Below are 24,495 nucleotides of genomic sequence, written 5' to 3' on the forward strand. Positions count from 1 at the left end.
ATTAATGGGGAATAACCACACTATATAGGCTCTGCCTTGCCTAAATACCAAACAGACTGCTGCAAATTTAACCTTGAAAGATCAACAGACCCTTATTGTTTAATTAAATAATTACTGTTAGTTTAGTTTCAAATTTACGAGTAGTACTTTAGGTTTAATATGGAGTTTTTAAGCAAAAATAAATACACGCTTTATGGAGTCGCGGCCATATTACTGTGGAGTTGCTTAGTTGCATTACTACGAGATATTTCTGAGTTGTTTAGCCCTATTGGTGGTGCGGCGGCTATGTATTCTGTCAGTGCGATATTTTTAATTTTGGTTATGGGAGTGCCCAAGTTTAGTGGGTTTTCAAAACGTTACTTGGTAATAGGTACTTTATTATTTGTATCGTACGAAATTTGTTTGGCGCTTTCTATTGGTATGGCAAATAGCCGTCATCAGGCAATGGAAATGGCGGTTATTAATTATTTATGGCCCACGCTGACTATACTGCTCTCTATTATTGGCCGTAAAAAAGTAAATTTCTGGGTTTACCCAAGCATGATCATTGCTTTTTTAGGCGTTGCTTGGTGTATTACGGGCGATCAAAAAATGTCACTCGATACGCTTGTTACTAACTTTGCTGATAATCCTGCTACTTACTTAATGGCATTAGCTGCAGCGTTTATATGGGCTATTTATTGCGTAGTAACGCAAAAGCTGAGTAATGGTAAAAATGCCATTACGTTATTTTTTGCGGTTACGGCAATGAGTTTGTGGGCGCAATATGGTTTTAGTAATGAAGCGCCATTAACGTTTTCACTCAGATCAAGCATAACATTGCTATTAGCTGGTGTAGTCGTGGGGAGCGGTTATGCACTGTGGAATCAAGCTATAATTGGCGGTAACTTAATGCTGTTGGGGACGCTTTCGTACTTTACACCGGTGTTTTCTACTATTATTTCGGCGTTGTATTTATCTATTACGCTGAGCGCTTCGTTTTGGCAAGGGGTTGTACTGGTAACAGTGGGCTCGCTAATTTGCTACTTTGTAACGCGAGAAAAGCCTAAACAACCTCAAATAGCGTCTGCAACATAAGACTAATTTTATTAAAAATAAGCCCTATTATTTTAGGGCTTTTTGTTGCGTGCAGATTATTTTGCATTATTTACCTTTGCTAGTAACTCTATAACTTTTTGTTGACCAAATGTTTGTGCAAACTGCTCGGCTGTTTGACCGGCTTTGTTTTGATGCGCGTTGTCGCAATCAAGTGATACGAGTGTTTTAGCTATACTAAATTCACCTCTAAAAATAGCGGCCATTAGCGCTGTGTTGCCACGGTTATCTTCTAGACAGGCATTAGCGCCTAAGTGTAAAAGTGTGTTAACCGTGTTTTTATTACCATGGTAGGTAGCAATCATTAACGCGGTGTAGCCTTTATTGTTGTAACTGTCGATAGGAATACCGGCATTTACAAATTGCTCTATTACAGCTGTGTCGTTTGTGCGTGCTGCGGCAAAGTAATAAGCAAATAAACTATCGTATTGAGTTTTTGCAGAATGTTGGGTTTCAGATTGCGGACTAGGTGTTTGTGTATCTGATGTATTTTGAGCGTAAACGCTACTGGTAAAGCTCAGAAATAGAGCGACTATAATTAATAAATTACGCATAACAATTGTCTCTTATAAAAGAGGAAGGGGTTTATTCCTTCCTCATGATTGTGGTTGTTTTTATAGCTGCTTAGTTGGGACTAATTTTACAACTGATTACTTACAGCTAGTTAATTACAACTAGCTACTTACAAGTTAGCGGCTAGTTGTTTAACCATTTTAATATCGCCGTTTACAGCTTTAGTTAAGCGTGTACCGTACTCGCTATCAGCTTTGTAAAAGTGACTAAGCATTTTGTGTTTAACACTGCTGTTTTGCACTTTGCCTAAATCGCCTGCTAGGTTATTAATTAGGTTTGTACGTTCTTGCTTGCTAAAACCACGGTATATAACACCTGCTTGCGCGAAGTTTTGCTGCTTTTTAATCGCGGCTTGTTGTACAAAGCCTTTTAGCTCTGTGTTACTTCTACGTGCAATTGGGTTTTCAGCTACGTTTTCTTGGCTTGGCTGGTAGTTCACATTGCTTGTAGTGTTACCAATATTCATTGCGCCGTCTTGGTTGTAGTTAACCACTTCAACTTTTGCACGGTTAATTGGCAGTTGCTGGTGGTTAGCACCTAGGCGGTACATTTGTGTATCAGCGTAAGAAAACATACGACCTTGTAATAGTCTGTCTTCTGATGGCTCAATACCTGGAATAATGTTTGCCGGTGCCATTGCTACTTGTTCTGTAGACTGGAAGAAGTTAGTTGGCATACGGTTTAGGGTCATTGTTCCTACTTTAGTTTCTTTAATGTCTAACCACATTTTTGTTGCATCTAATGGGTTGTAATCAAAGTCATCAAGCTGCGACGGATCAAGCGTTTTAATGTATAGATCCCACTTAGGGAAGTTGCCTTTACCAATTTCGCTGTAAAGGTCGCGTGTTAAGTGTTGGAAGTCTTGGCTTTGCACTTTAGCTACTTCTTTTGCGTCAAGGTTATCAATACCTTGTTGGCTTACCCAATGAAACTTAACGTATTTAACATCGCCCGATTTGTTAATCATTTTGTATGCATGTACACCCCAACCGTCCATTTTACGAAGACTTGCTGGTGTACCGTAGTCGCTGTAAACCCACGTTAGCATTTGTGTAGAACCTGGTTCGTGCGAGAAAAAGTCAAATACACGGTTAGGATCTTGAATGTTATCAACCGGTGATGGCTTTAACGAGTGAACCATGTCTGGAAATTTAATCGCATCGCGAATAAAGAACACCGGTAAGTTGTTACCTACTAAATCCCAGTTACCTTGGTCTGTGTAAAACTTAGTTGCAAAGCCACGTGGGTCACGCAGTGTTTCTGGGCTGCCTTTTGAGTGAATTACTGATGAAAAACGAACAAATACGTCTGTTTCTTTACCAGCTTGTGCAAACGGTGCTGCAATTGTTAAATCGTCTAGCTCTTTTGATGCTACAAACACACCGTGTGCGCCGGTACCACGAGCATGCACAACACGCTCAGGAATACGCTCACGTGCAAAGCGTTGCAGTTTTTGAATTAGTTGCACGTCTTCTAGTAATACACTGCCACGTTCGCCAGCAGTAATTGAATTTTGGTTGTCGCCAACAGCTGCGCCGTTATCTTTAGTAAGAGTTGTTGCTGCGCTTGCCGGTAATGCCATCGCAAGTGCCAGTGCAGTTAGTGTTAATTTTGTTTTGTTTATTTGAGTATTCATTGTCGACCTCATCTATTTAAAAGTGCCGGCAGTGGTGCAGGCTGTTAATCTGTTAACGATAGTATTAATTTTATTAACTTCGGTAAAACTGATTAATTAGATTGATGTGATTTGTAAAACAGATGAAATGAATTTGCAGATACACTTTTTACATTAATGTAATTTTTTTACTACGACCTTAGTCGCAATATGCTTTTATAAAATTTATTAAATACAAAGGTTTTTAGTTTTATCTGGCGGTATTTTCACCAAGCTGGTGCGTTTTATACTTACAGTGTGTTGACATATTCGCGCAATAAAGGGAATATGCTCAACCAGTGAGCTTATGCTCATTGCTGAGTTGCACTAAAAAGTTGCACAATATTAATCGCGCTTAACTCGTTATACTTAAATTAGCTAAACCAAACAGTGTTAATAAGGTGACAAGATGAATACTAATATTGAGCTAGTGATATTTGATTGTGATGGCGTTGTTATTGATAGCGAAATTTTAAGCGCACAAGTACTCATTAATATGCTTGTTGAAAAAGGCGTTGAGATTGACCGCGCTTATGTACAGCAACACTTTTTAGGCTGCAACTTTAAAACAGTAAGCCAAAAAATAGCGGATGCATTTAATGTCACTCTTCCTGAAAGCTTTGAAGGTGACTACCGCGAGGCACTATTAAACGAATTTGAAACCGGACTAACCACGACTGATGGTATAGAAGACGTACTTAACAATTTAGCTGTGCCTATTTGTATAGCTACTAGCAGCAGCCCAACACGCACCGCAAAAGCGTTGAGCGTAGTGAGTTTAAGTAAGTACTTTAGCGATATGGTTTTTACCAGCAGCGAAGTTAAGCGTGGTAAACCGGCGCCTGATTTATTTTTACATGCAGCTAAGCAAATGGGTGTAAAGCCAGAGCATTGCTTAGTAATTGAAGACAGTAAAGCCGGCGTAAATGCAGGAATTGACGCCAATATGCAAGTACTGCATTACAGCGGTGGGCAACATATGCAAGGCTCTGTTAATCATGTACACAGTGCTTACCCAAATGTTGATCATTTACCGCATTGGCAAGATTTTTTTAGTGCATACCCTGCACTTAAAAAGCAGTAAACACGCAGCTTTTTAAATAAACAAAGTTTTAAACACGATTTGCTCGCCTTACACACTGACAGGCAAGCAAACGCAAAATATAAATGTAGATGGTTTTGCTTTACTAAAAATAAAAAAAAACATGGCAAAACATCATGCGTTTATAAGCCAAATTATAAAAGGCAAAGTATTTAGGTATTAAATGCTTTGCTGTTAACAATAGGAAATACCATGGCAACGAGTCCACACACACAAACATTTAAAGATGTAAACGAAGAGCAACTTCCTGTTGCTAATAATAAGCTTCACGGCTGGAAGCATTTTGCAGGGCTATACGCTGGCGAACATGTTGCGGCTACTGAATTTGTTATTGGTGCAACGTTTGTTGCATTAGGCGCTTCAACCATCGACATTCTACTTGGTTTATTAATAGGTAACCTGTTAGCAATGTGTTCTTGGTGGCTAATTACTGCACCCATTGCAGTAGAAACCCGCTTAAGTTTATATAACTACTTAAACAAAATTGCTGGTAACTCAATGACCAAGCTCTATAACTGGGCTAACGTGGTTATTTTTAGTGTTATATCGGCCGCGATGATCACGGTATCCTCCACCGCCGTGCGGTTTTTGTTTGATATACCTGCGCAACTTGATTGGTATCCAAATAGCTTTTGGTTTGTAGCCATTGTTTTAGCTGTTGGCTCTATTGTTGTATTTGTTGCGATGTATGGCTTTTCTACGGTTGCTGACTTTTCAAAGCTGTGTGCGCCGTGGCTATTTGTTATATTTATTGCAGGCTCGTTCGCGTTATTCCCTGAGCTTTCAAATCACGTATTAGGTTCTACCTCTTTAACTAGCTTTAGCGACTTTATGACCATAGGCGACTCCTCCATATGGACGGGCACCAATGCCGATGGTGAAAAGGGCATTGGCCTATTAGAAGTGATTGGCTTTGCATGGGCTGCTAACTCAATAACTCACTTTGGTTTAATCGACATGGCTATTTTTAGATTTGCTAAACGCAAAAGCTATGGTTTGTTTTCTGGTGTGGGCATGTTTTTTGGTCATTACTTAGCGTGGATCTCTGCCGGTATTATGGGCGCAGGTGTTGCGGTATTACTTAAAACAACTATTTCATCACTTGATCCGGGCGATGTTGCATACCATGCATTAGGTTGGACTGGTTTTGTTATTGTAATTATTGCCGGTTGGACTACAGCTAACGCAAACCTTTACCGTGCAGGCCTTGCAGCACAATCTATATTTGTTAATCAATCACGTGAACGCACAACCGCTATTGTAGGTGTTGTAACCGTAATTATTGCGTGTTTCCCGTTTGTATTTTCTCAAATGCTTCCGCTACTTACATACGCAGGCTTATTAGTTGTACCAGTAGGCGGCATTGTGTTTGCTGAGCATGTGTTATTTCCTAAAATTGGCCTAACACGTTACTGGGCTAAATATAAAAATATTACCCGCAGCGTACCGGCTATAGCATCTTGGGCGTTAGCACTTGTGTTTGGCTTTGGCTTAAACGCAATTGATGTAATGTCGTTTTACTACTTGTTTATTCCTACATGGATTTTCACCATTGTTGTTTACACGCTTTTAGCTAAAAAATACGGCGCTGGTGACGATTACACACAAGAAATTGCAGCAGAAAAGCAAGAGCAACGTGATATTAAAGAATATCAAGCAGCTGAGGCTAAAGACATTCCAAAGCCAGTAATTGACAGCTCTGTATTTACAAAAGTACTTAACGCGGTTTCTACTGTTTCGTTGGTTATTATTTTTATATTTGCCAGCCAAGTGATGTTTTTCAGTGAAACTATGAGTATGTACAGCGCTAATAAATCGCAATTCGAAATAGCCTGTTTTATTTGTACTGTTATTTATTTTGTTACTGCGTACTGGTCGTTAAAGCGCCATAAAGTACTCAATACAGCATCGTAATACAGTATCGTAATTTATATTTTATCTTTGTTTAGTAAGGTCACACCATGACACAATACCAACACACTGACGCTCTAGTTACAGGGCTAAACCAACAGAGCTTGGCTCAATTACCAAGCCATGTTGATACACCAACCTACGACCGTAGCGCAGTTAAAGCCGGTATTGTACATATTGGTGTGGGCGGTTTTCATCGTGCTCACCAAGCAGTGTATGTTAACGAGCTTTTAAAAACTCCGGGCTCTGAGCAATGGGGTATATGTGGTGTTGGCCTTTTAGAGGGTAACCGTGGTCTGCGTGATATTTTAAAGCAGCAAGATTACCTTTACACGCTTACTGTTAGACACCCAGACGGTACAATAGATAACAAAGTAATTGGCTCAATGATCGACTTTTTGTTTGCTCCAGAGGACAAACAAGCGGTAATTAATAAGCTAGCGCACAGCGATACTAAAATTGTGTCGCTTACTATTACCGAAGGCGGTTACAACTTTAACCCTGCAACGGGCGAGTTTGATTACAGTAATCCAGATATTATTAACGACATTAACAACCCGAACGACCCAATTACAGCGTTTGGTTACATTACTGCTGCGTTAAAATTGCGTAAAGAGCAAGGCCTAGGTGCGTTTACAGTACAGTCGTGCGATAACATTCAGCACAACGGTAACGTAACACGCAAAATGCTTTTAGCCTTTGCTACAGAACAAGACAAAGACCTAAGTGAGTGGATTGAGCAAAACGTATCGTTTCCAAATGCGATGGTTGACCGTATTACACCGGTATCTAAAAAGAGTGATATTGATTACGTGGTTGATGCATATGGTGTTAGCGACGAGTGGCCAATTACCTGTGAGTCGTTTACACAATGGGTAATAGAGGACACATTTAGTGATGGTCGTCCAAATTGGGATGTTGTTGGTGCTCAGTTTGTTACTGATGTAACGCCTTATGAAACCATGAAAATACGTTTACTTAATGCAGGGCATTCTGTACTTGGTTTATTAGGTTCAATCCATGGCTACGGCACTATTGACGAAACGGTATCGGATGAATTATTTGCCACATACCTACGTGCTTTTATGGATAAAGAAGTAACGCCAAATCTTGAACCGCTTGAAGGCATTGACCTTGAAAGCTACAAAGATACGTTAATAGAGCGTTTTGCTAATCCTAATATTAAAGACAGCCTAGCGCGTATATGTAGTGAAAGCTCAGCTAAACTACCTAAGTTTTTAATTGCCACAATTAACGAAAACCTAGTACAAGGTCGCGATGTATCACTGGCAACGCTTGTTATTGCTACTTGGTGTTTATACAGCGATAAAGGTTTAAGTGAAAACGGCGAGCAACTTGAAATTCAAGATGCGATGCACAAAGAGCTTAATTCTTACGCGCAAGAGACTCAAACTAGCCCGATTGCATTTTTAAAGTTAACGAGCTTGTTTGGTAAGCTTGAGCATAACGAAACGTTTACTGCTGAATATAAAAAGTCGATTGCTGCGTTGTATGCACCTAATAGTAAAATTAAAGCCATTATGCAGGCTGTACTTGATCAAAAGAGTAACTAATTATGAGCATTTTAATTAATCATAAATCAGGCGAAAACGTAAGTGTTAGCTGCTTTGGCGAAGTGCTGTGGGATTGTTTTGATTCAGGTAAACGCTTAGGTGGCGCGCCACTTAACATGTGTGTGCGTATTAACTCACTTGGCATTAAAGCCGACATGATCAGCGCTGTTGGTAACGACGAGTTAGGCGCTGAGTTACTAGGCGAAATTACTAGCAAGGGCGTAAGCTGCGAATACATTGCTATTAATAGTGATAAAAAAACTAGCACGGTTGAGGTAACGCTCGACAGTGGTGGCTCTGCAAGTTATGAAATAGTGGCAGACACTGCGTGGGATAATATAGCGCTTACCGATGAGTTACTTAGTAAAGTTAAAAGTAGCGATGTATTTGTATTTGGCAGCCTAATTGGGCGAAGCGAAGCGTCTTTAGCTACGTTAAATCAACTAGTTGATGTAGCAAACTTTAAAGTATTTGACGTAAATCTACGTGCACCGCATTACAAGCTAGAAACACTTGTAGATTTAATGAATAAAGCAGACTTTATTAAGTTAAACGATGAAGAGCTATACGAAATTGCAAAAGCGATGGGTTGTAAGTTTCATTCGCTTGAACAAAATTTAGCGTTTATAGCACAGCAAACAAATACCGATTACTTATGTGTAACCAAAGGCAGCCACGGTGCTTTATTAACAATCAAAGGCGAAAATTTTTATAATTCAGGTTATTTAATTAGCGTAATTGACACTGTTGGCGCAGGGGATTCGTTTTTAGGTTCGTTAATTTATCAACTTTGTAGCAACGACGACGCGCAATATGCCGTTGACTTTGCATGTGCCGTTGGAGCAATGGTCGCCGAAAGTTCTGGTGCAACACCTACTTTAACGCATCAACAAATTAGTGAGTTTATGAACCCACTTTAAAAAAACATTGTGTGTGAAAGCGGTTATACGTAAAAGTTTAACCGCTTTTTTTGTGCCTAAAATAAGACATAGGCGATAAGTGAGTGTTAAGTGCGCAGGTTGCGTAAATAGTGGCTTATATCGATTATTGTATTAGCTAAACGTCTTATTGTTTGAGGGTTAAAGCTTTGTTATCGTTCGTCGATTATTCACGGATTGAAAAGGCGGGGCGACACACAATGCGCTCTATAACTAAAATACAAAAAGAGAAACGTGCTTTATGATCATCTTTTTTATCTGCCTCACTATTTTAATACTGGGCTATAAGTTTTACAGCCCATTTGTTGAAAAACAAGCCGGTTTGGATTCAACTGCTGACACACCACAAAAACGCTTTAGCGAAGGTGTTGATTACGTAGCTATTCACCCTGTACGAGCATTTTTAATTCAGTTTTTAAACATTGCTGGCGTAGGTCCAATATTTGGCCCAATTTTAGGTGCTTTATACGGACCCGTTGCACTAGTATGGATTGTACTTGGTAATGTGTTAGGTGGCGCTGTACACGACTTCTTCTCAGGTGTAATGAGTATAAAAGAAGACGGTAAAAGCCTACCAGAAATCGCAGGCCATTATTACAACGTCGTATTTAAAGGCTTTATGCTTGTATTTACTGCCATGCTACTGTTTTTTGTAGGTGTAGTATTTATTATGAGCCCTGCAGGTTTGCTAAGTAACCTTGATTTTTTTGAAGGTACAATACTGGCAAATAATACCTTTTGGGTACTTGCCATTTTAGCGTATTACTTTTTAGCTACCTTGCTACCAATTGATAAAATTATCACTAAGTTTTACCCAATTTTTGGTGCGCTAATGATTGTAATGACGGTGGCAATTGCTATTTCATTACTTATTAATGCGCCGCACTTACCGGTACCAAGTGACTTTTTAGCTTACTTTGAAGCTGACCACGCACATGACTTTTTAGAGCCAAACCCAGATGGACTACCAACGTGGCCACTGTTATTCATAACAATTACCTGTGGTGCTATTAGTGGTTTTCACTCTACTCAAGCGCCTATTATTGCGCGTTGTTTAACTAACGAAAAATACGTACGTCCAGTTTATTACGGCGCTATGATGTGTGAAGGTATTGTAGGTTGTGTATGGGCACTTGCTGGTATTGCAGCATTCCCTGATGGTTACGCGGGCTTAAAAGCGTTGCTTGACCAAGGTGGTCCAGGCTTAGTTGTTAACCATGTAGCTAACAGTTACTTAGGCGTATTTGGCGGTATAATGGCAATTATTGCAGTAGCCGTATTCCCAATTACTTCTGGTGACACAGCGTTCCGCTCACTACGTTTAACAGTTGTTGATGCGTTTAATATTCCACAAAGTTTACGTAATCGCTTATTAGTGGCGGTGCCTATACTTGCTATAGCGTACTTTATGACGAAGCTCGATTTCTCATTAATTTGGCGCTACTTTGCATTTTCAAACATGCTGCTTTCTACAAGCGTATTATGGCTTGCCACTAAGTACTTGTTTGACCGTGGCACATTCCATTGGATTGCCAGTGTTCCTGCTGTTATAGCAACAGCGGTAACGGTTTCTTATATTGGCACTGCAGCAATTGGCCTTAACTTATCAAGCGATTTAGGTAAACCTATTGGCGCTGTGGTAACAGTGATTGGCTTAATTGTTTTAGCAATTGTGCACTCTAAGCATAAAGTTAAACCAACAGCGGCTTAATAATCACATAAGTTATTTCAAGCATTAAAAAGCGAGCTATTGTAATCAATAGCTCGCTTTTTTTGTGTACTAAATTTAGGTATTACTGAGTTGCAAGTTCAAAGTAACTATTATCGTCGAGCGTTTTGCTTATCATCATAGCACCCTCAAGCAGGCTCACTGTTTGAATAGCTGCTTGAGCGGGGTTAGGCTCACCATTAGCTAAGTGTGCAGCGCTAAGCCATGTTAGGTTTTGATTAAAAAAGCGCTTTACTTCAAGGCGTACTTTATCTGGAAGGCTATCGCTTTCGGCTCCTAGTAAACCACATAAACACATTTTTTTATCGGTTACTAATGCACGTCTAAAAAGCTGTGTGTACACATCAATAGGATTTTTACCGTTTGCTTTAAGCTCGCTTGGCTCGCCTAACGCTGCTAAAAAAGAATCAGTATATTGATGAGCAAGCTCTGCACCTAAATCGGCCTTAGTCGGAAAGTGGTAGTGTACACTGGCGCTTTTAATGCCGACTTCGCAGGCTAGCTCTCTAAAACTAAAATTACTGTACCCGCCAAGGCGCACCTTATTTTCAGCGGCTTTCAATAAAGCTTCTTTTTTACTCATTTTTAATATTTCCTATCTGCAGTAATACCAGTTTTATTAAAAACATGATCATTGTATCGCATTAAATAACTTACTAACTGCGTTAAAAATTATTCACACAGAACAACTGCATGTCATAATTTTCGTCTTTTTCATTGCGCTATATTCTTAGCGCAATAATAGATCACTTATTTAATGCAATTGGTACAGCAAAATTATCGACCAGTAGGTAGTTATTTACAAGTGTTTTTATTTTTAAGTAACTCCATAATTTTATTGTGAATTAAGTTAAATCCTATAAATCAGAAAAATTTAAACGTTGACTTAAATTTAGTTTAATATTATAAGCTACCTACCAGTAGGTAGGTTGCTACCGTTGGCTCACTTTTACACAATAAAGATAGAGATTGCTATGAAAATTTATGATGTAGAAAACTTTCCAAACCCACTTCGTGTTCGTATCGCTTTAGCTGAAAAAAATGCCACTTCAAATGTTGAGTTTGTACCTGTTGATTTATTAAATGGTGAACACAGAACAAAAGCCTTTTTAGCTAAAAACCCATTAGCAGGTGTGCCCGTATTAGAGCTAGATGACGGCACGTTTATATCAGAAAGTACCGCTATTACTGAGTATATTGATACCGCATTTGAAGGCCCATCTTTAATGGGTGAAACCGCAAAAGAGCGTGCAGTAATTAACATGATGCAAAAGCGTGCAGAATCTATGGTGCTTGACGCTGTGGCAACTTACTTTCATCATGCAACTGATGGCTTAGGTCCTGAGCTTGAAACATATCAAAATGTGGCTTGGGGTGAAAAACAAGGCGAAAAAGCGCGCCAAGGGTTTAGCTATTTTAATGATGTACTAGCGCAATCGGCGTTTGTTGGCGGCGAGCAGTTTAGTATTGCTGATATTACATTGTATGCTGGGCTGGTATTTGCTGGATTTGCACAAATAGTAATCCCAAATGAGCTTACCCATTTAGTTGCATGGCAAGAAAAAGTAGCAAAACGCCCAAGTGTTGCAGCTTAATTAGGTTATTAATTTAAAATTTAAGTGAAGTTACGCTTAGGAGCCAAATATGAAAATTGCTGCCGATTTTAGTAAACGAGTTGTGGTACATAGCGAATCGCTCCCGTGGGTTGCATCGCCAATGGCGGGCGTTGATAGGCGAGCGCTCGATAGAGTGGGCGACGAAGTTGCTCGCGCAACGACCATTGTTCGTTATGCACCTGGCAGTGAATTTTCGCCGCATGTACATACAGGCGGTGAAGAGTTTGTTGTGCTTGAAGGGGTATTTCAAGATGAGCATGGTGACTTTGCGGCAGGTTCTTATATCCGTAATCCACCGCAATCAAAGCACAAACCGGGATCTGAAAATGGCTGCGTTATATTTGTAAAGTTATGGCAGTTTCAACCAGATGATCGAACGCACGTGCGTTTGCAAACAAACTTGATGCAAAGTACGGTGCATCCTAGTTTCAAAAATGTTGCCGTAACCCCTTTATACAAAGACGACTTTGAAGAGGTAAGCTTGTTGCACTTTAAGCCTAACGCTTGCATGATTATAAACGCAAAAGGTGGAGCAGAGCTGCTAGTACTTGAAGGCTCATTTGATGAGCAAGCCGATACCCTTATAAAAAACAGTTGGTTAAGAGTGCCTATTAATAGCTCCGTTAACGTTAAAGCGGGAAGTAATGGTGCAAAAGTATGGCTTAAAACGGGCCATTTAACTGATGTAGAAAATCAGATATCTCGCGTACAAAATGTGTGATTGAGTCGTTTATTTGAGATTATTTATTAATTTAGTTCAAGACTATTTATTGATTTAGTTCAGGACTAATTAATTTTAGAAGGTGTACTTTTACCACTCAGCCTATTTAAGGAGAGCAGTAATGGTACACACAACACATGGTTTATCTATTGGTCTTGAACGTGCGGGAAGAGAGTTTTTTTTAAAACTTAAAGCCGTTGGTACGCTTACTCACGACGACTACAAAATAATTACCCCAATGATAAACTCAGCTCTTGGCGAAGTTAAGCACCCAGTTGTGAATGCATTAATAGACGGTAGTGAACTTGAAGGTTGGGAACTACGCGCAGCCTGGGATGACTTAAAATTAGGTGTTAAACACTCTAAAGAATTTAAAAAAGTAGCTATTTACGGTAATAAAGAGTGGCAAGCTCGCATGGCAAAAATAGGTAACTGGTTTATATCGGGTGAGGTTCAATACTTTGAAAATGCTACCGCAGCCATAGATTGGTTAGACGAATAATAAATCTCTTCTTTCAAAAAATAGCGCTTACTAAGCGCTATTTCAACTCTTAAATAAAGGACTTATAGCGAACGTTTAATAGTTTTCGCTTATTGTTAAGTATCAATTTTATCAAAATACGTTACTAAGCTGTCAATAAATGAACGAAGTGCAAGCGACTGATGTTTCCTGGAGCGGTAAATACCGTATATGCTCAAAGTTTGTGGTTTAAGGTGTGGTAGTAAATGTATTAACTTTCCATTATTTATATATTTCTGCGCAGCAAACTTAGGTTGTAGAGTTATTCCTTGATTATTAAGAGCAGCTTTTAACAGTAAGCTCGAATCATTAGCACTGAAGTTACCAGCAATCGCTACAGATACGGGTTTTTCAGGGTGTGAAAAATGCCACATACTTTTTTCAAACCTTGAATAGTTTAAACAGTTATGGCGACTCAAGTCATCCGTAGTTATAGGCTTAGAGTTTTTTTCTAAATATTCTGGGCTTGCACATAATACTGAATGGCATTTCCCAAGTGGGCGAGCAATTATATTAGGATCTAAGTCATTGGTAATTCTAATTGCTAAATCTATTCGCTCTTCTACCAAATTTGTAACGTGATTACTAATTTGTACATCAATACTGACTTCGGGATGAGCGTGTAAGAATTGTTGCAACATATCTGGTAGTACATCATGTGCTAAAAAAGGCGAGCACGACAACCTAATTTGCCCGTTTAATCTGTTATTACTTTCTATCGGCGCACTAATGTTTTGGGCGATGGCAATGAGCTCTCGGCTGTGATTAAGTACTTTTTCACCCTCTGATGTGAGTGTTATTTTTCTTGTTGACCGATGGAGTAGTTGGGTATTTGCCCACTTTTCCATTTGATTCAAATACCGTGTAACCATAGATCTAGACATATCTAAAGCACGGGCAGCACCGGCTAGACTTTTCTGCTCTACAATTTTTATAAATACATCAGCTGCAATAATTCTATCCATTCACTTTGCCTATATGTTCGATTTATGCAACAGACAGTTGCATTCTGCCTAGTTTTTCATTCTTAAATTGCAACATACAATAGCCTCATCCTAACGAAATAACAAACAGGCTACTGAGAATGAAAAAAGTTAAACACGTATTAGCAGCAACAGCTTTATTAGCAAGCACATTAATGCAACCGGTATTAGCGCAAAGTGAATTAGTTGTGGATGTATATAACCCACAAGACAAAAGTATTTTTGCTGTTTCATCAAGCATTATAAGTGGTAATAACGAAGTGTTATTAGTGGATGCCCAATTTCAGCGTAATGATGCACAAGCATTGGTTAAAAAAATAAAAGCGAGCGGTAAAACATTAACAGCTGTTTATATTAGTCACAGCGACCCTGATTTTTACTTTGGTTTAGATGTAATTAAAGCTGCTTTTCCAAAAGCAAAGTTATTAGCGACTAAATCAACAGTAGAGAATATTAAACGCTCAATGCAAGGAAAGTTAAATTATTGGGGGCCTATTTTAAAGAGCAATGCACCTAAAGAACTTATTTTGCCAGAAGTAATGCTATCAAATAGCCTAACTATAGATGGGAAAGAAATTATTATTAAAAATTTACAGCATGATCCAAAGCATACTTACCTTTGGATCCCTTCTATAAAAACAGTGCTGGGTGGGGTTGTAGTATTTGATCAAATGCATGTGTGGTTAGCCGATTCGAGCACTGCTGCAGAGCGTCAAACTTGGCAGTCAACATTAGATAACATCGAGAATTTAAAACCTCAGACTGTTATTCCAGGTCACTTTTTACAGGGCAGTAAACAAGACCTTTCTGGTGTGTCATTCATGAAAGGGTACTTAAATAAAGCGGATAGCGCTGCAAAAAATGCAAAAAACTCAGCTGAATTTGTAGAGATCATGACTCAAGCTTACCCTGATTTAGGTGCAAGAAGCATTTTAGAGTTGGGCTCAAAAGTGGTTATGGGTGAGATGCAATGGCACTAAGTGCCCTTGCGTTAAGCAATTATTTAGATAGGAAATATTAATGAAAAACGTAACGTTACATATAATTGTTGACCCTTTATGTGGTTGGACTTACGGCAGCGTGCCCTTGATCACCGCTGCTGAAAATATTGATGGTTTAATTGTAAAAGTACACAGTGGAGGTATGCTAACAGGTGATAATGTCAAACCTGTAACTCCTGCATGGCGTGAATTTGCACTTAAAAACGACAGTGTCATAGCGAAGAAAACCGGTCAGGTATTTGGTAGTAACTATACTGATGGGCTTTTAAAAACCAACGATATTATACTCAACTCGGCTCCGGCTATTACCGCTATATTGGCAGCGCAAGAGCTTGGTATATCAGGTGGGGAAATGCTTAATAGTATTCAACATGCTTATTATGCTCAGGGTAAAAACATTATGCAGCTGCATGTACTGACTGATATTGCATTGGAGCTGGGTTTAAACAAGGCCTTATTTGAAACCCACTTTAATGCGCTAGAAGGCGGTGCAACAGATCAACATATAGCACAAAGCCGAGGCTTATTGCACGATATTCATGGGCAAGGTTTTCCTAGTGCAGCATTTGAATTTAACACAGGTAAGTGGCAAAAAGCCGATATAGCCCATTATTATGGAAAAACTGAGCAGTGGGTTACCTACTTACAGCAATCAGTTGCGCTAGTATAGTGCGATGAAATTTCTAAATAATAAAGCTGTTTATATTACAGCTTTATTGAGCTTCCTTTTTATAGTGCAAGGGTGTGCAAAAATGAACAACATAGACATAATTAAAAGTACGTATGAAGGCAAAACATCGCAAGAGAATGGGCAAAATTTAGTTGCTCATGCAAGTGATACTATTACTTGGAAAGAGGCTGACGGTTTTGCTTATGCTGGTACATACCATGGTATGAATGACATTACTGAACATGTTTTTCAAAAGCTTGCAAGCGAGTGGTATAACTACACGTTTACGCCACAAAACTACTTATCCCAAGATAATACTGTTGTAGTGTATGGCACGTACTCTGGTACTTATATTAAAACGGGTAAAAAAATGCAAGCTAGGGTCGCGCATATTTGGCAGCTTAAAAATCAAAAAATAACGCACTTTGAACAAATAGTGGATAGTAAAATGGTGTTTGATGCTATGCAGTAACTACGCGTTACTGCATATATTTGAACTTAAAAAACATTAGGTCTATTAAAGTACATCAGCCAGCACAGGTAATGCCGGAAATGCCCCTTTAGCTAAACACGCTTTAGAGCCACATTTAAGAGCAAAGTGCAGGGCGCCTTTTACGCTCGCTTTATCATTTAGTTTATCTGCTAGTGGTAAATCACTTCCTAAGTTATTTAAGTAGTATAAAACCCCCGCTATAAATGCATCACCTGCGCTTGTTGTATCTACGGCGTTTATTTTTGGTGCCGATTCGTTAAGTGTAAATGCGCTGTGGTAAACCGTGGCAGGCTCTGGCCCATCGGTTAAAAACACCAGTTTTACTCCGGTATTTAATAGCATTTGAATGTATTTTTCACCGCTTGTATCGCTATGCTGGGCTAAAAAATTAAGTTCATCACGCGAGAGTTTTACTATGTCACAATAGGTGTAACAGGCTTTTACATTGCTTGCTATATCGCTTGTGTTTTCCCACAAGCTGTAGCGTAAATTCACATCAAAACTGACGAGCTTATTATTCGCTTTTGCAAGTTCTAGCGCTTTAACCGTTGTGTTGGCAATTGCTGATTCGGTTAATGTGTTTGAACAAAAGTGGAGTGTGCTTATTTCTTGCCAATTTATATGCGCTAAATGCGCCTGCGTTAATAGTACATCGGCTGTATTATGGCGATAAAAGCCAAAACTACGCTCGCCGGTTTCATCAAGGCTTACTATAACCATGGCGGTTTGTGAGCCTGCAATGGTAAATAAATAGTCTGTATTTACATTGTATTGCGCTAATGCATTACTTAATTGATTGGCAAAATGATCGTCCCCTTTACCACCACAAAATGCAGCCTCTGCGCCGAGTTTTGCGTAGCCAACAGCTACATTGGCAGGCGCGCCACCTGGTATAGGTAAATAGGCCGAGTTATTAGCATCTTGTGGCAGCATATCAATTAATAGCTCGCCTAAGCACAGGAGTTTAGTCATTTGGAATATCCTAAAAAGCCTAGCAAGGCTAGGCTAAAAAACGTGAAGGGTGTTATTTATTCATACTTTAAAAGGCGCTACAGTGACTACTCACCGCAGCGCAATACACACATTTAGTTAAAAGCGTATTTTAAAGTTACCGACGTTGTGCGGCCGTTAATAGTACGGGCACGAATAATGTTATTTTCAGGTACTGAACCTTCTTCTGCTTCTGTAATACCTACTGTATCGAAGAGGTTATTCACATTAAGCGCAATATTAAGGTTTTCAGATAAGTCATAGCTTACAAAGCCATTTACCTGTGTGTAGCCGTCAAATTGTAGATCGTTATTATCTTGAGCGTATGCATCGGTAGTACCAATGAAACTTACCCCTGCAGCGCCTTTTTCATAGTTGTAACGTGCCATTAATGAGTAAATTAAATCGGCTTGACGACGTGGCGTATTACCTACAACATCTGGGTTAAGCGCATCTTTTGCTATTTCTGCATCGGTCCAAGTTAAATTACCGCGAAAATCCCATGCATCAATAAAGTAAGTAGATTCTATTTCAATTCCTTTTGCTTCGTATTCACGGTCAAAAAACGTTTGTGATGTTGCTTCAAAATTTTGCTCTTCAGTTTCGGCAAAAAACGCAGTAGCAAACACTGATAATGAATCAAAGCGCTTTTTAACACCAAACTCAAACTGGTTTACTTCATCAACAGCGTCTTCTTTTGCAACAGAGCCGTCGGCGCGTACTTTACCAAATAAAAGACGGTCAGCATTTGCACGCCCACCTTTACTAATACGTGCAAACGTAGCAAGGCTTGGATCAATTTGATAATTAGCACCAATTGAATAAGAAGAATAGTTCCAGTCATAGTTTACTGGGCTGGCGTTGGCAATATCAATACCTGCAACGTTTTGCTCAGGGATTGATATTTCACCGTCGCGGTTCATATCTACAGTTGATGTTACGGCACCTGCATAGTTACCGCGAGCTTCGCCACTGTCGTAACGGGCACTTGCATCAATGCTTACGTCGCCTAATTTAGTAGAGAATGCAACGTATGGTGCACGGGTGTCGTACTCTGTGTCGTAATCACGTTGGCAACAGTTTCCCCAGTAAGGTGTGCCATACGCATATAAACCATTTTCTGAAAATTCAGTACCGTCAGCAGCAGTAACATTTAATAATGCTGCATTGTCGCCTTTAAGCTCCATAAGGTATGAATTCCATAACCACGACATAGCAATATTTTGAGTTGACGCGTAATAACCAAAGGTAATGCTGGTGTCATCATCAAACGATTTAGTTAGTTTAAAGTCGTTTACTAATGAATCGAAGTCGTTCATTGTTACGTCAAAGGTATGAATTCGCATAGCGAGGTCGTCGTTAAATGCAGCGCCCGTGTTTGCGTTACTGAGTGTTGCGCCTACACCACCAATGCTCTGTGCAATAGATGATGCGCTGCCAACCTCAGCAGGAATAAGCGAGTTAAAGTTGCCGCTTATTGATGATTTACGAAAACGGTTTTCGATACGCCAATCGTTATCTAAATCAAATACAGCTTCAAAACCAACAGAGTCAACCTTTGGATTCATACCATCGCGAATATCGCCGCTACTGATTTGGTTTTCACCATTTAAACGTACTGTTTTAGTAAATAACGCTGAATGAGGTGTGTCTGATTGCGCATCAAATCCAGCAATAGAGTCACCATTTGAGTACATTGGCATTGGAAGGTAGCCAACACTCTTATCGTCTAAGTGTTTGTAGTAAAGGCGAACGTAACCGTTGTCGAAATCTTTAGTAAGGTTAGCTTTTATTTGGCCACCTTTATTAGACGTGTAACCTGTTTCGCGCGGGCCTTCCCCTTGTCGAACAAAACCACCAACATGAAAACGCACGCTATCGGTTAAGTAAGTGCCGTATTCAAAGTCTGTACGAACGCTGTCGTAATCTAAGCCAAGTGTTGTAGATACACTGCCAGATTCGTTTTCGCCATTTTTAGAGATAAAGTTAATAATGCCACCAGGTGCATTACTTGCTGCAGTAGATGCTGAGCCACCACGAATCGATTCGATAGTTTGCACAGTGTTATCTAATCGCATAAAAATATCTGAATTACCAAAAGCGATATCACCGTATTGCAGTACAGGTAAACCATCTTCTTGTAATTGTAAAAATTTTGCACCGCCTGAAGCAACTGGCAGGCCACGAACAGCAATATTTGCATTACCTTCGCCACCTGTCGATTCTGCACGAATACCAGGAATGATTCTAAAAGCCTCGGCTGTTGAGCGAGGAGTAGACACCTGAACTTGTTCAAGTGATACGCTACTAACTGAAACGCTTGAAGCCATGATTGTTGTTCGACGTGGTACGCCGGTTACAACTATTGTTTCAAGACCTTTGTTTTGTGATGCTTCAGGTGTTGCTTGGTCTGTTTCTTGTGCGTTAACGCCTTGACTTACGGCAAGTGCTAAAGCGCTGATTAAATATAAAGGTGTATTGTGTGTTGTCATGTGAACGCCTCGTTGTGTTGATCCCAGTAGGATTTGTTATTTTCACTTAATCGATTAAGTAAAAATAACAAATATTTTACAATAAGCAAATTATTTTGTGTTTAATTTGCTCTTTTATTATTCATATGTTGATTTTAAAAGTATTTTTTATTGTATTGAGATACAAATTTATTAAGCTGTTGGGTTATTTTCTTGTAAAGCACTCATTGATGGGTCGCGTAAATAATTGAACAACATAGCTACAAATAAAATCACGGCAAACCCTGTTGCTAAGTAAAAGCCATAGCGCACATGGCCAAAGTAATCGCTGATCATACCCATAAATAAAGGAGCTAAAGCAGCCGATAATGCGGTAAAAAATAATATAACGCCGGCCACGGCTCCATGGCGCTCAGCAGGAAAACACGATATACCTTTAGAGTTTAAAGTTGGGTAAACCATAGACATAAATAAACCTGAAAGAGGTAGTAACCCTACAGCCCAGTCAACGCCACCAATAAGTGTACCCACATAACAAAGCGCAATACCTAAGCTTAAATAAGCCATAACACCTTGCCAGCTATAACGATTTAGTAACCATACGGCAATAAAACGACCTGCAGCACGTAGTATAAAAAATATAGTAAGTGCATAAGTGGCAAGGAGTGGCCAAGAGCCTGTGTAGTCCTTTAATAGCGTTGGCATCCATACATAAATAGCCACTTCAGTCGCTACATAAAGTGCAATAGCTAAAGAAAAGCCAAGTGCATAAGGGTTTTTTACCATTTTCATGGTGGTGGCCAAAGAGGCTGGCTTTTCTGTTGTTTTAACTACGTCAGGGTAGTCTGCGCGCCATGCTAATAAAGCAAGGATTAAACACATTACGCCCGCAGTAATATACAGGTATGTCCAACTAACGTTTTGCACTAATAAAATACCAACTAGGGCAGGACCTACAATAGCGCCAATGCCAAAAAAGCCCTCAACCTTGTTCATAGTTTTAGTATGGTCGTCGTTACTATGAGAAATATCGCCAAGCAATGCCAGCGCGCCGGTTTTAAATAAACCAATGGCCAGGCCTATGCAGCAAAGCAATACTAAAAAGAAGGTAAAACTGGTGCTAAATGCAAATAAAAAACAACTCGCAGAAAATATTAATAGACCTAGCATAATGGTTTTTTTACGACCAAGGCTGTCAGCTAAAAAGCCTAAAAATAATCCACTAAAGGCTATTAATGCCATGGGAGCGTAATGAAATGCACTAGCTTGAGTCATACTCAAACCGAAATCTTTTATAAGTTCGGGGATTATCATGCCGACTGCGTCAGAGGTCATGGCAAACATAAAAAACATCATGTATGTAAGCCAGCGTATTTGTTGCAGTGGGTCGCTGCTTACGTGTGTGTGTGATTTTGTCATGTGTTTATTCCTCGTTAAATTCTCTATTAATACTTCGTAAGTCAGTCAGTTGCTTACTGTAGTATTACGTGAGACACGAAATTTGTATGTAAAATTATTAAAAATTACTTGTAAATTCTTACTCGCTAGTTAAAGATATATCTTAATCGATTAAGTTTCAACATGGTAATCACACAATGATGAAGAATAAAGTTCAATTGATCACATATGCTGATCGAATCACTGGCCAAAATATAGGCGCGCTAACCACACTTTTAAACGGCCCTTTAAAAGGCGTATTTGGTGGTGTGCACTTATTGCCATTTTACAATCCTATTGATGGCAGCGATGCTGGCTTTGACCCTATTGATCATAGTGAAGTTGATTCTAGAATAGGCACTTGGGAAGACATACAAGTATTAGGTAAAGATCTCGACTTAATGGCAGACCTAATTGTTAACCATGTATCGGCACAGTCTTTTCAGTTTCAAGATGTACTAGCAAAGGGTAAGCAATCAGAATTTTGGGATTTGTTTTTAACCAAAGATGATGTATTTCCAAATGGTATGAGCGAAGCTGAGCAAAAAGCAATTTACCGCCCACGCCCAGGTAGCTGTTTTACCCCAATGAAATGTGGTGATGGTAAAACGTATGACTTTTGGACGACTTTTACCGATAACCAAATTGATATAAACGTAAAAGTAGAAGCCGGTGTTGCGTATTTAAATAACGTACTTACTAAATTTTCGGCTAACAATGTAAATATTATTCGTTTAGATGCGGCGGGTTACGCCATTAAGCAAGCTGGCACTAACTGCTTTATGCTTGATGAAACGTTTGGCTACCTAGATAACTTATCTAAGCAAGCAAACGATTTAGGCATGGAAACCATTGCAGAAATTCATAGCCATTATCAAACTCAGGTAGAAGTGGCAAAACGCGTAAATATGGTTTACGACTTTGCGTTACCACCGCTTATTTTACACAGCTTATTTAACAACGATGTAGATGCACTGCTCAAATGGTTACAAATTTCGCCACGTAATTGCTTAACCGTACTTGATACACACGACGGTATTGGCATTATTGACGCAGGTCCAATGGGCGACAAACCAGGGCTATTAAATGCACAGCAGATTGATAACCTAGTAGAAACAATGCACGCCAATAGCAACAACCAAAGCCGCCAAGCTACTGGCGCTGCGGCGAGTAATGTCGACTTATATCAAGTTAACTGTACGTACTACAACGCATTAGGCGCTAAAGACTTTGATTACTTACTGTCGCGTGCAATTCAATTTTTTGCACCAGGTGTACCACAAGTATATTACGGCGGCTTATTTGCTTGCGAAAACGACATGGAATTACTGACAAATACAAATGTAGGCCGTGATATTAACCGCCCATATTTAGATGCAAATATAATCGACAAGGCCTTAAATAAGCCTGTAGTAAAAGGTTTAATTGAATTAATTAAAATTCGCAATTCACACCCTGCATTTGCAGGTGAATTTAGCGCCCAAGGTGAAGGCAGTATGTGTTGTTTATCGTGGCAACTAGATGAGCAAACTATTTCACTTACTGTTGATTTTAAATTACGCCATGCACTTATTACGCAAGTAAACGGTGATGAAGAAACAACGATTAACTTAAATTCATTTTTAGCTTAATGTTAAAAGAGTAATTTACAAACGTCATGTAAAGCAAAAGCCAAGCTACTTAAGCTTGGCTTTTTAACACATAAAACTATTACAAGGTTTGTAAGCTAACTACTCGCACCAATCTCTAATTCGTAACTGACTTCCTGAGTTTTTTCTTCTTTAGAAATAAATAATTCAGCGGCTATAACGCCTTTTTCTTGGCTGTTTTGATGAATAGTGGTGAGGCGAGGTACAAACCGGGCTGCTTCATCAATACCATCAAAGCCCACAATACGCAGTTCTTCACCTATTTTTATGCCTTGTTTTATTGCTTCTCGCATTGTGGCAAGGGCAATTAAATCACTCATACAAATAATAATGTTAGGGCGAGGGGAGGCACTTAAAACCTCTTTAGCAGCAATATTAGCAAAACGCTCGCTACTTTCAGGAATGTTCCAAATACGATCGTCAGCCACCGTAATATTTGCCTCGCTTAAAGCGCGTTGATAACCACGTAAACGTTGATGCGAAATAGATTGCCCGGTTTCAAATTCGTGATGCTCATACACGCGGCACAATACGTTTTCATCAAGTAGCCTAAGCCCTAATATAGCCACTTTATCGTTTTGATTATGTAGTACGTGTTTAGCAATTTCGTAACTTGCTTGCTCGTTATTAATATTTACAGAGGCATTGCGAGCAATATCAAAATCAATTGTCACTACATGTTTAGACACTGTTTTTAACTGCTCAACTAACGCGTTATTACGAGGGCGGCCATAACAAATAAAGCCATCTACAAAGTCGACCACGTTGTTAAGGTTATCGCTATTACCTGAAAACAATAAAACATTAATGCCATTTTTTTCAAGCACCGAGGTAACACCGCGCATAAAGCTACTAGCCACAGGGTCCGACACCATGTATTCCACACTATCGGGCAGCACTAAAGCGACAATATTAAATGTGCCATTACGCAACGATTGCGCGGCCTTATTAGGCCCGTAATAGCCCAAAGTTTTACACGCTGCGAGAATATCGTCTCGGCGTTTAGCCGATAGCTGATCAGGGCGATTAAACGCATTAGATACTGTCGCGTTAGACACACCTAACTCTTTAGCAATACTTTTAAGGGTCCAGCGGGTTTGCTTACTCATACCAATTCTTTACTCAATACTCATGTTAATAAACTAACATATTCAGGGCGTTAGCAAAGTAAAAATTAAGAGTATTTACCTTAGGTGTTTTTATCGTACTTTTTACAACCCGTTTAACACCTCCTTAGAGCACAGGCGCTTTTTGAAAAGTGTGTAAAGATGATTATATGAGCAAGTTTTTATAGTTTATTCGCTTTGTTCAAGAGGAAATTTTGCTTATCTGGAATATTATTTATCTTCTCCATTTTGGTGTGTTTTT

At 39.4% G+C, this 24,495-nt stretch carries 21 protein-coding genes; 13 read left to right on the forward strand and 8 right to left on the reverse strand.

From position 1 onward, the window contains the following. The first annotated feature begins 159 nt into the window (after nucleotides 1-159). Nucleotides 160-1,077 (forward strand): aromatic amino acid DMT transporter YddG, encoded by a 918-nt coding sequence (gene yddG, locus I6E69_RS02390; RefSeq protein WP_197120557.1) that lies wholly within the window; start codon nucleotides 160-162, stop codon nucleotides 1,075-1,077. Between the two features lie 56 nt (nucleotides 1,078-1,133). Here the strand turns inward: yddG and I6E69_RS02395 are convergent, their stop codons facing one another. After that, nucleotides 1,134-1,649, reverse strand: a complete 516-nt coding sequence (locus I6E69_RS02395) for an ankyrin repeat domain-containing protein (protein WP_197120558.1) — start codon at nucleotides 1,647-1,649, stop codon at nucleotides 1,134-1,136. A 128-nt stretch (nucleotides 1,650-1,777) separates the two neighbouring features. Continuing rightward, on the reverse strand, nucleotides 1,778-3,304 hold the full coding sequence (locus tag I6E69_RS02400) for a catalase (protein WP_197120559.1): 1,527 nt from the start codon (nucleotides 3,302-3,304) through the stop codon (nucleotides 1,778-1,780). 427 nt (nucleotides 3,305-3,731) lie between these two features. Here I6E69_RS02400 and I6E69_RS02405 point away from each other — a divergent pair, with 427 nt between their 5' ends. The 5 genes from I6E69_RS02405 (at nucleotide 3,732) to I6E69_RS02425 (ending at nucleotide 10,558) form a co-directional block, all read left to right on the forward strand. Next, nucleotides 3,732-4,406 (forward strand): HAD family phosphatase, encoded by a 675-nt coding sequence (locus tag I6E69_RS02405; protein ID WP_197120560.1) that lies wholly within the window; start codon nucleotides 3,732-3,734, stop codon nucleotides 4,404-4,406. Between the two features lie 210 nt (nucleotides 4,407-4,616). After that, on the forward strand, nucleotides 4,617-6,338 hold the full coding sequence (locus tag I6E69_RS02410; protein ID WP_004334683.1) for a cytosine permease: 1,722 nt from the start codon (nucleotides 4,617-4,619) through the stop codon (nucleotides 6,336-6,338). A gap of 47 nt (nucleotides 6,339-6,385) precedes the next feature. Then, nucleotides 6,386-7,909, forward strand: a complete 1,524-nt coding sequence (locus tag I6E69_RS02415) for a mannitol dehydrogenase family protein (RefSeq protein ID WP_197120561.1) — start codon at nucleotides 6,386-6,388, stop codon at nucleotides 7,907-7,909. Nucleotides 7,910-7,911: 2 nt separating this feature from the next. After that, entirely contained in the window at nucleotides 7,912-8,829 is a 918-nt protein-coding gene (locus I6E69_RS02420; protein WP_007584308.1) for a carbohydrate kinase, read from the forward strand. A 259-nt stretch (nucleotides 8,830-9,088) separates the two neighbouring features. Further along, nucleotides 9,089-10,558 (forward strand): carbon starvation protein A, encoded by a 1,470-nt coding sequence (locus I6E69_RS02425; protein ID WP_182711730.1) that lies wholly within the window; start codon nucleotides 9,089-9,091, stop codon nucleotides 10,556-10,558. 82 nt (nucleotides 10,559-10,640) lie between these two features. On the opposite strand, the gene I6E69_RS02430 is transcribed toward I6E69_RS02425, so the two are convergent. Beyond that, nucleotides 10,641-11,159 (reverse strand): TetR/AcrR family transcriptional regulator, encoded by a 519-nt coding sequence (locus I6E69_RS02430; protein ID WP_002960086.1) that lies wholly within the window; start codon nucleotides 11,157-11,159, stop codon nucleotides 10,641-10,643. Nucleotides 11,160-11,550: 391 nt separating this feature from the next. Here I6E69_RS02430 and I6E69_RS02435 point away from each other — a divergent pair, with 391 nt between their 5' ends. The 3 genes from I6E69_RS02435 to I6E69_RS02445 all read left to right on the forward strand — a co-directional run bounded on the left by I6E69_RS02435 (nucleotide 11,551) and on the right by I6E69_RS02445 (nucleotide 13,415). Continuing rightward, nucleotides 11,551-12,171 carry a glutathione S-transferase family protein gene (locus tag I6E69_RS02435; protein ID WP_182681513.1) on the forward strand — a complete coding sequence of 207 codons (621 nt, stop codon included), beginning with the start codon at nucleotides 11,551-11,553 and terminating at the stop codon, nucleotides 12,169-12,171. Nucleotides 12,172-12,220: 49 nt separating this feature from the next. Then, the gene (locus tag I6E69_RS02440; RefSeq protein ID WP_182681514.1) at nucleotides 12,221-12,913 is read left to right on the forward strand and encodes a cupin domain-containing protein; all 693 of its coding nucleotides are present in this window, start codon (nucleotides 12,221-12,223) and stop codon (nucleotides 12,911-12,913) included. Between the two features lie 121 nt (nucleotides 12,914-13,034). Continuing rightward, nucleotides 13,035-13,415 (forward strand): STAS/SEC14 domain-containing protein, encoded by a 381-nt coding sequence (locus tag I6E69_RS02445; RefSeq protein ID WP_002960091.1) that lies wholly within the window; start codon nucleotides 13,035-13,037, stop codon nucleotides 13,413-13,415. Nucleotides 13,416-13,510: 95 nt separating this feature from the next. Here the strand turns inward: I6E69_RS02445 and I6E69_RS02450 are convergent, their stop codons facing one another. Further along, a complete protein-coding gene (locus I6E69_RS02450) occupies nucleotides 13,511-14,398 on the reverse strand; it encodes a LysR family transcriptional regulator (protein WP_138490298.1) in 888 nt (295 codons plus the stop codon). Nucleotides 14,399-14,517: 119 nt separating this feature from the next. Here I6E69_RS02450 and I6E69_RS02455 point away from each other — a divergent pair, with 119 nt between their 5' ends. The 3 genes from I6E69_RS02455 to I6E69_RS02465 all read left to right on the forward strand — a co-directional run bounded on the left by I6E69_RS02455 (nucleotide 14,518) and on the right by I6E69_RS02465 (nucleotide 16,559). After that, nucleotides 14,518-15,396, forward strand: coding sequence for an MBL fold metallo-hydrolase (locus tag I6E69_RS02455; RefSeq protein ID WP_197120562.1), 879 nt, complete (start codon nucleotides 14,518-14,520; stop codon nucleotides 15,394-15,396). 40 nt (nucleotides 15,397-15,436) lie between these two features. Then, nucleotides 15,437-16,087 (forward strand): DsbA family protein, encoded by a 651-nt coding sequence (locus I6E69_RS02460; RefSeq protein ID WP_182695368.1) that lies wholly within the window; start codon nucleotides 15,437-15,439, stop codon nucleotides 16,085-16,087. Nucleotides 16,088-16,169: 82 nt separating this feature from the next. Continuing rightward, nucleotides 16,170-16,559, forward strand: a complete 390-nt coding sequence (locus tag I6E69_RS02465; RefSeq protein WP_197120563.1) for a nuclear transport factor 2 family protein — start codon at nucleotides 16,170-16,172, stop codon at nucleotides 16,557-16,559. Between the two features lie 45 nt (nucleotides 16,560-16,604). Here I6E69_RS02465 and I6E69_RS02470 read toward each other — a convergent pair whose 3' ends face one another. The 3 genes from I6E69_RS02470 to I6E69_RS02480 all read right to left on the reverse strand — a co-directional run bounded on the left by I6E69_RS02470 (nucleotide 16,605) and on the right by I6E69_RS02480 (nucleotide 21,460). Beyond that, nucleotides 16,605-17,552 carry a carbohydrate kinase gene (locus tag I6E69_RS02470; RefSeq protein ID WP_197120564.1) on the reverse strand — a complete coding sequence of 316 codons (948 nt, stop codon included), beginning with the start codon at nucleotides 17,550-17,552 and terminating at the stop codon, nucleotides 16,605-16,607. A gap of 113 nt (nucleotides 17,553-17,665) precedes the next feature. Then, the gene (locus I6E69_RS02475; protein ID WP_182692364.1) at nucleotides 17,666-20,062 is read right to left on the reverse strand and encodes a TonB-dependent siderophore receptor; all 2,397 of its coding nucleotides are present in this window, start codon (nucleotides 20,060-20,062) and stop codon (nucleotides 17,666-17,668) included. A gap of 171 nt (nucleotides 20,063-20,233) precedes the next feature. Further along, nucleotides 20,234-21,460, reverse strand: coding sequence for a sugar MFS transporter (locus I6E69_RS02480; RefSeq protein WP_197120565.1), 1,227 nt, complete (start codon nucleotides 21,458-21,460; stop codon nucleotides 20,234-20,236). Between the two features lie 176 nt (nucleotides 21,461-21,636). On the opposite strand from I6E69_RS02480, the gene gtfA reads away from it, so the two are divergent. After that, nucleotides 21,637-23,109 (forward strand): sucrose phosphorylase, encoded by a 1,473-nt coding sequence (gtfA, locus tag I6E69_RS02485; RefSeq protein WP_002960098.1) that lies wholly within the window; start codon nucleotides 21,637-21,639, stop codon nucleotides 23,107-23,109. Between the two features lie 95 nt (nucleotides 23,110-23,204). Here the strand turns inward: gtfA and I6E69_RS02490 are convergent, their stop codons facing one another. After that, nucleotides 23,205-24,236 (reverse strand): LacI family DNA-binding transcriptional regulator, encoded by a 1,032-nt coding sequence (locus tag I6E69_RS02490; protein ID WP_197120566.1) that lies wholly within the window; start codon nucleotides 24,234-24,236, stop codon nucleotides 23,205-23,207. Nucleotides 24,237-24,495 lie beyond the last annotated feature (259 nt).

Origin of the sequence: Pseudoalteromonas sp. NZS100 (assembly GCF_015864815.1) — a bacterium.
Classification (GTDB): domain Bacteria; phylum Pseudomonadota; class Gammaproteobacteria; order Enterobacterales; family Alteromonadaceae; genus Pseudoalteromonas; species Pseudoalteromonas distincta.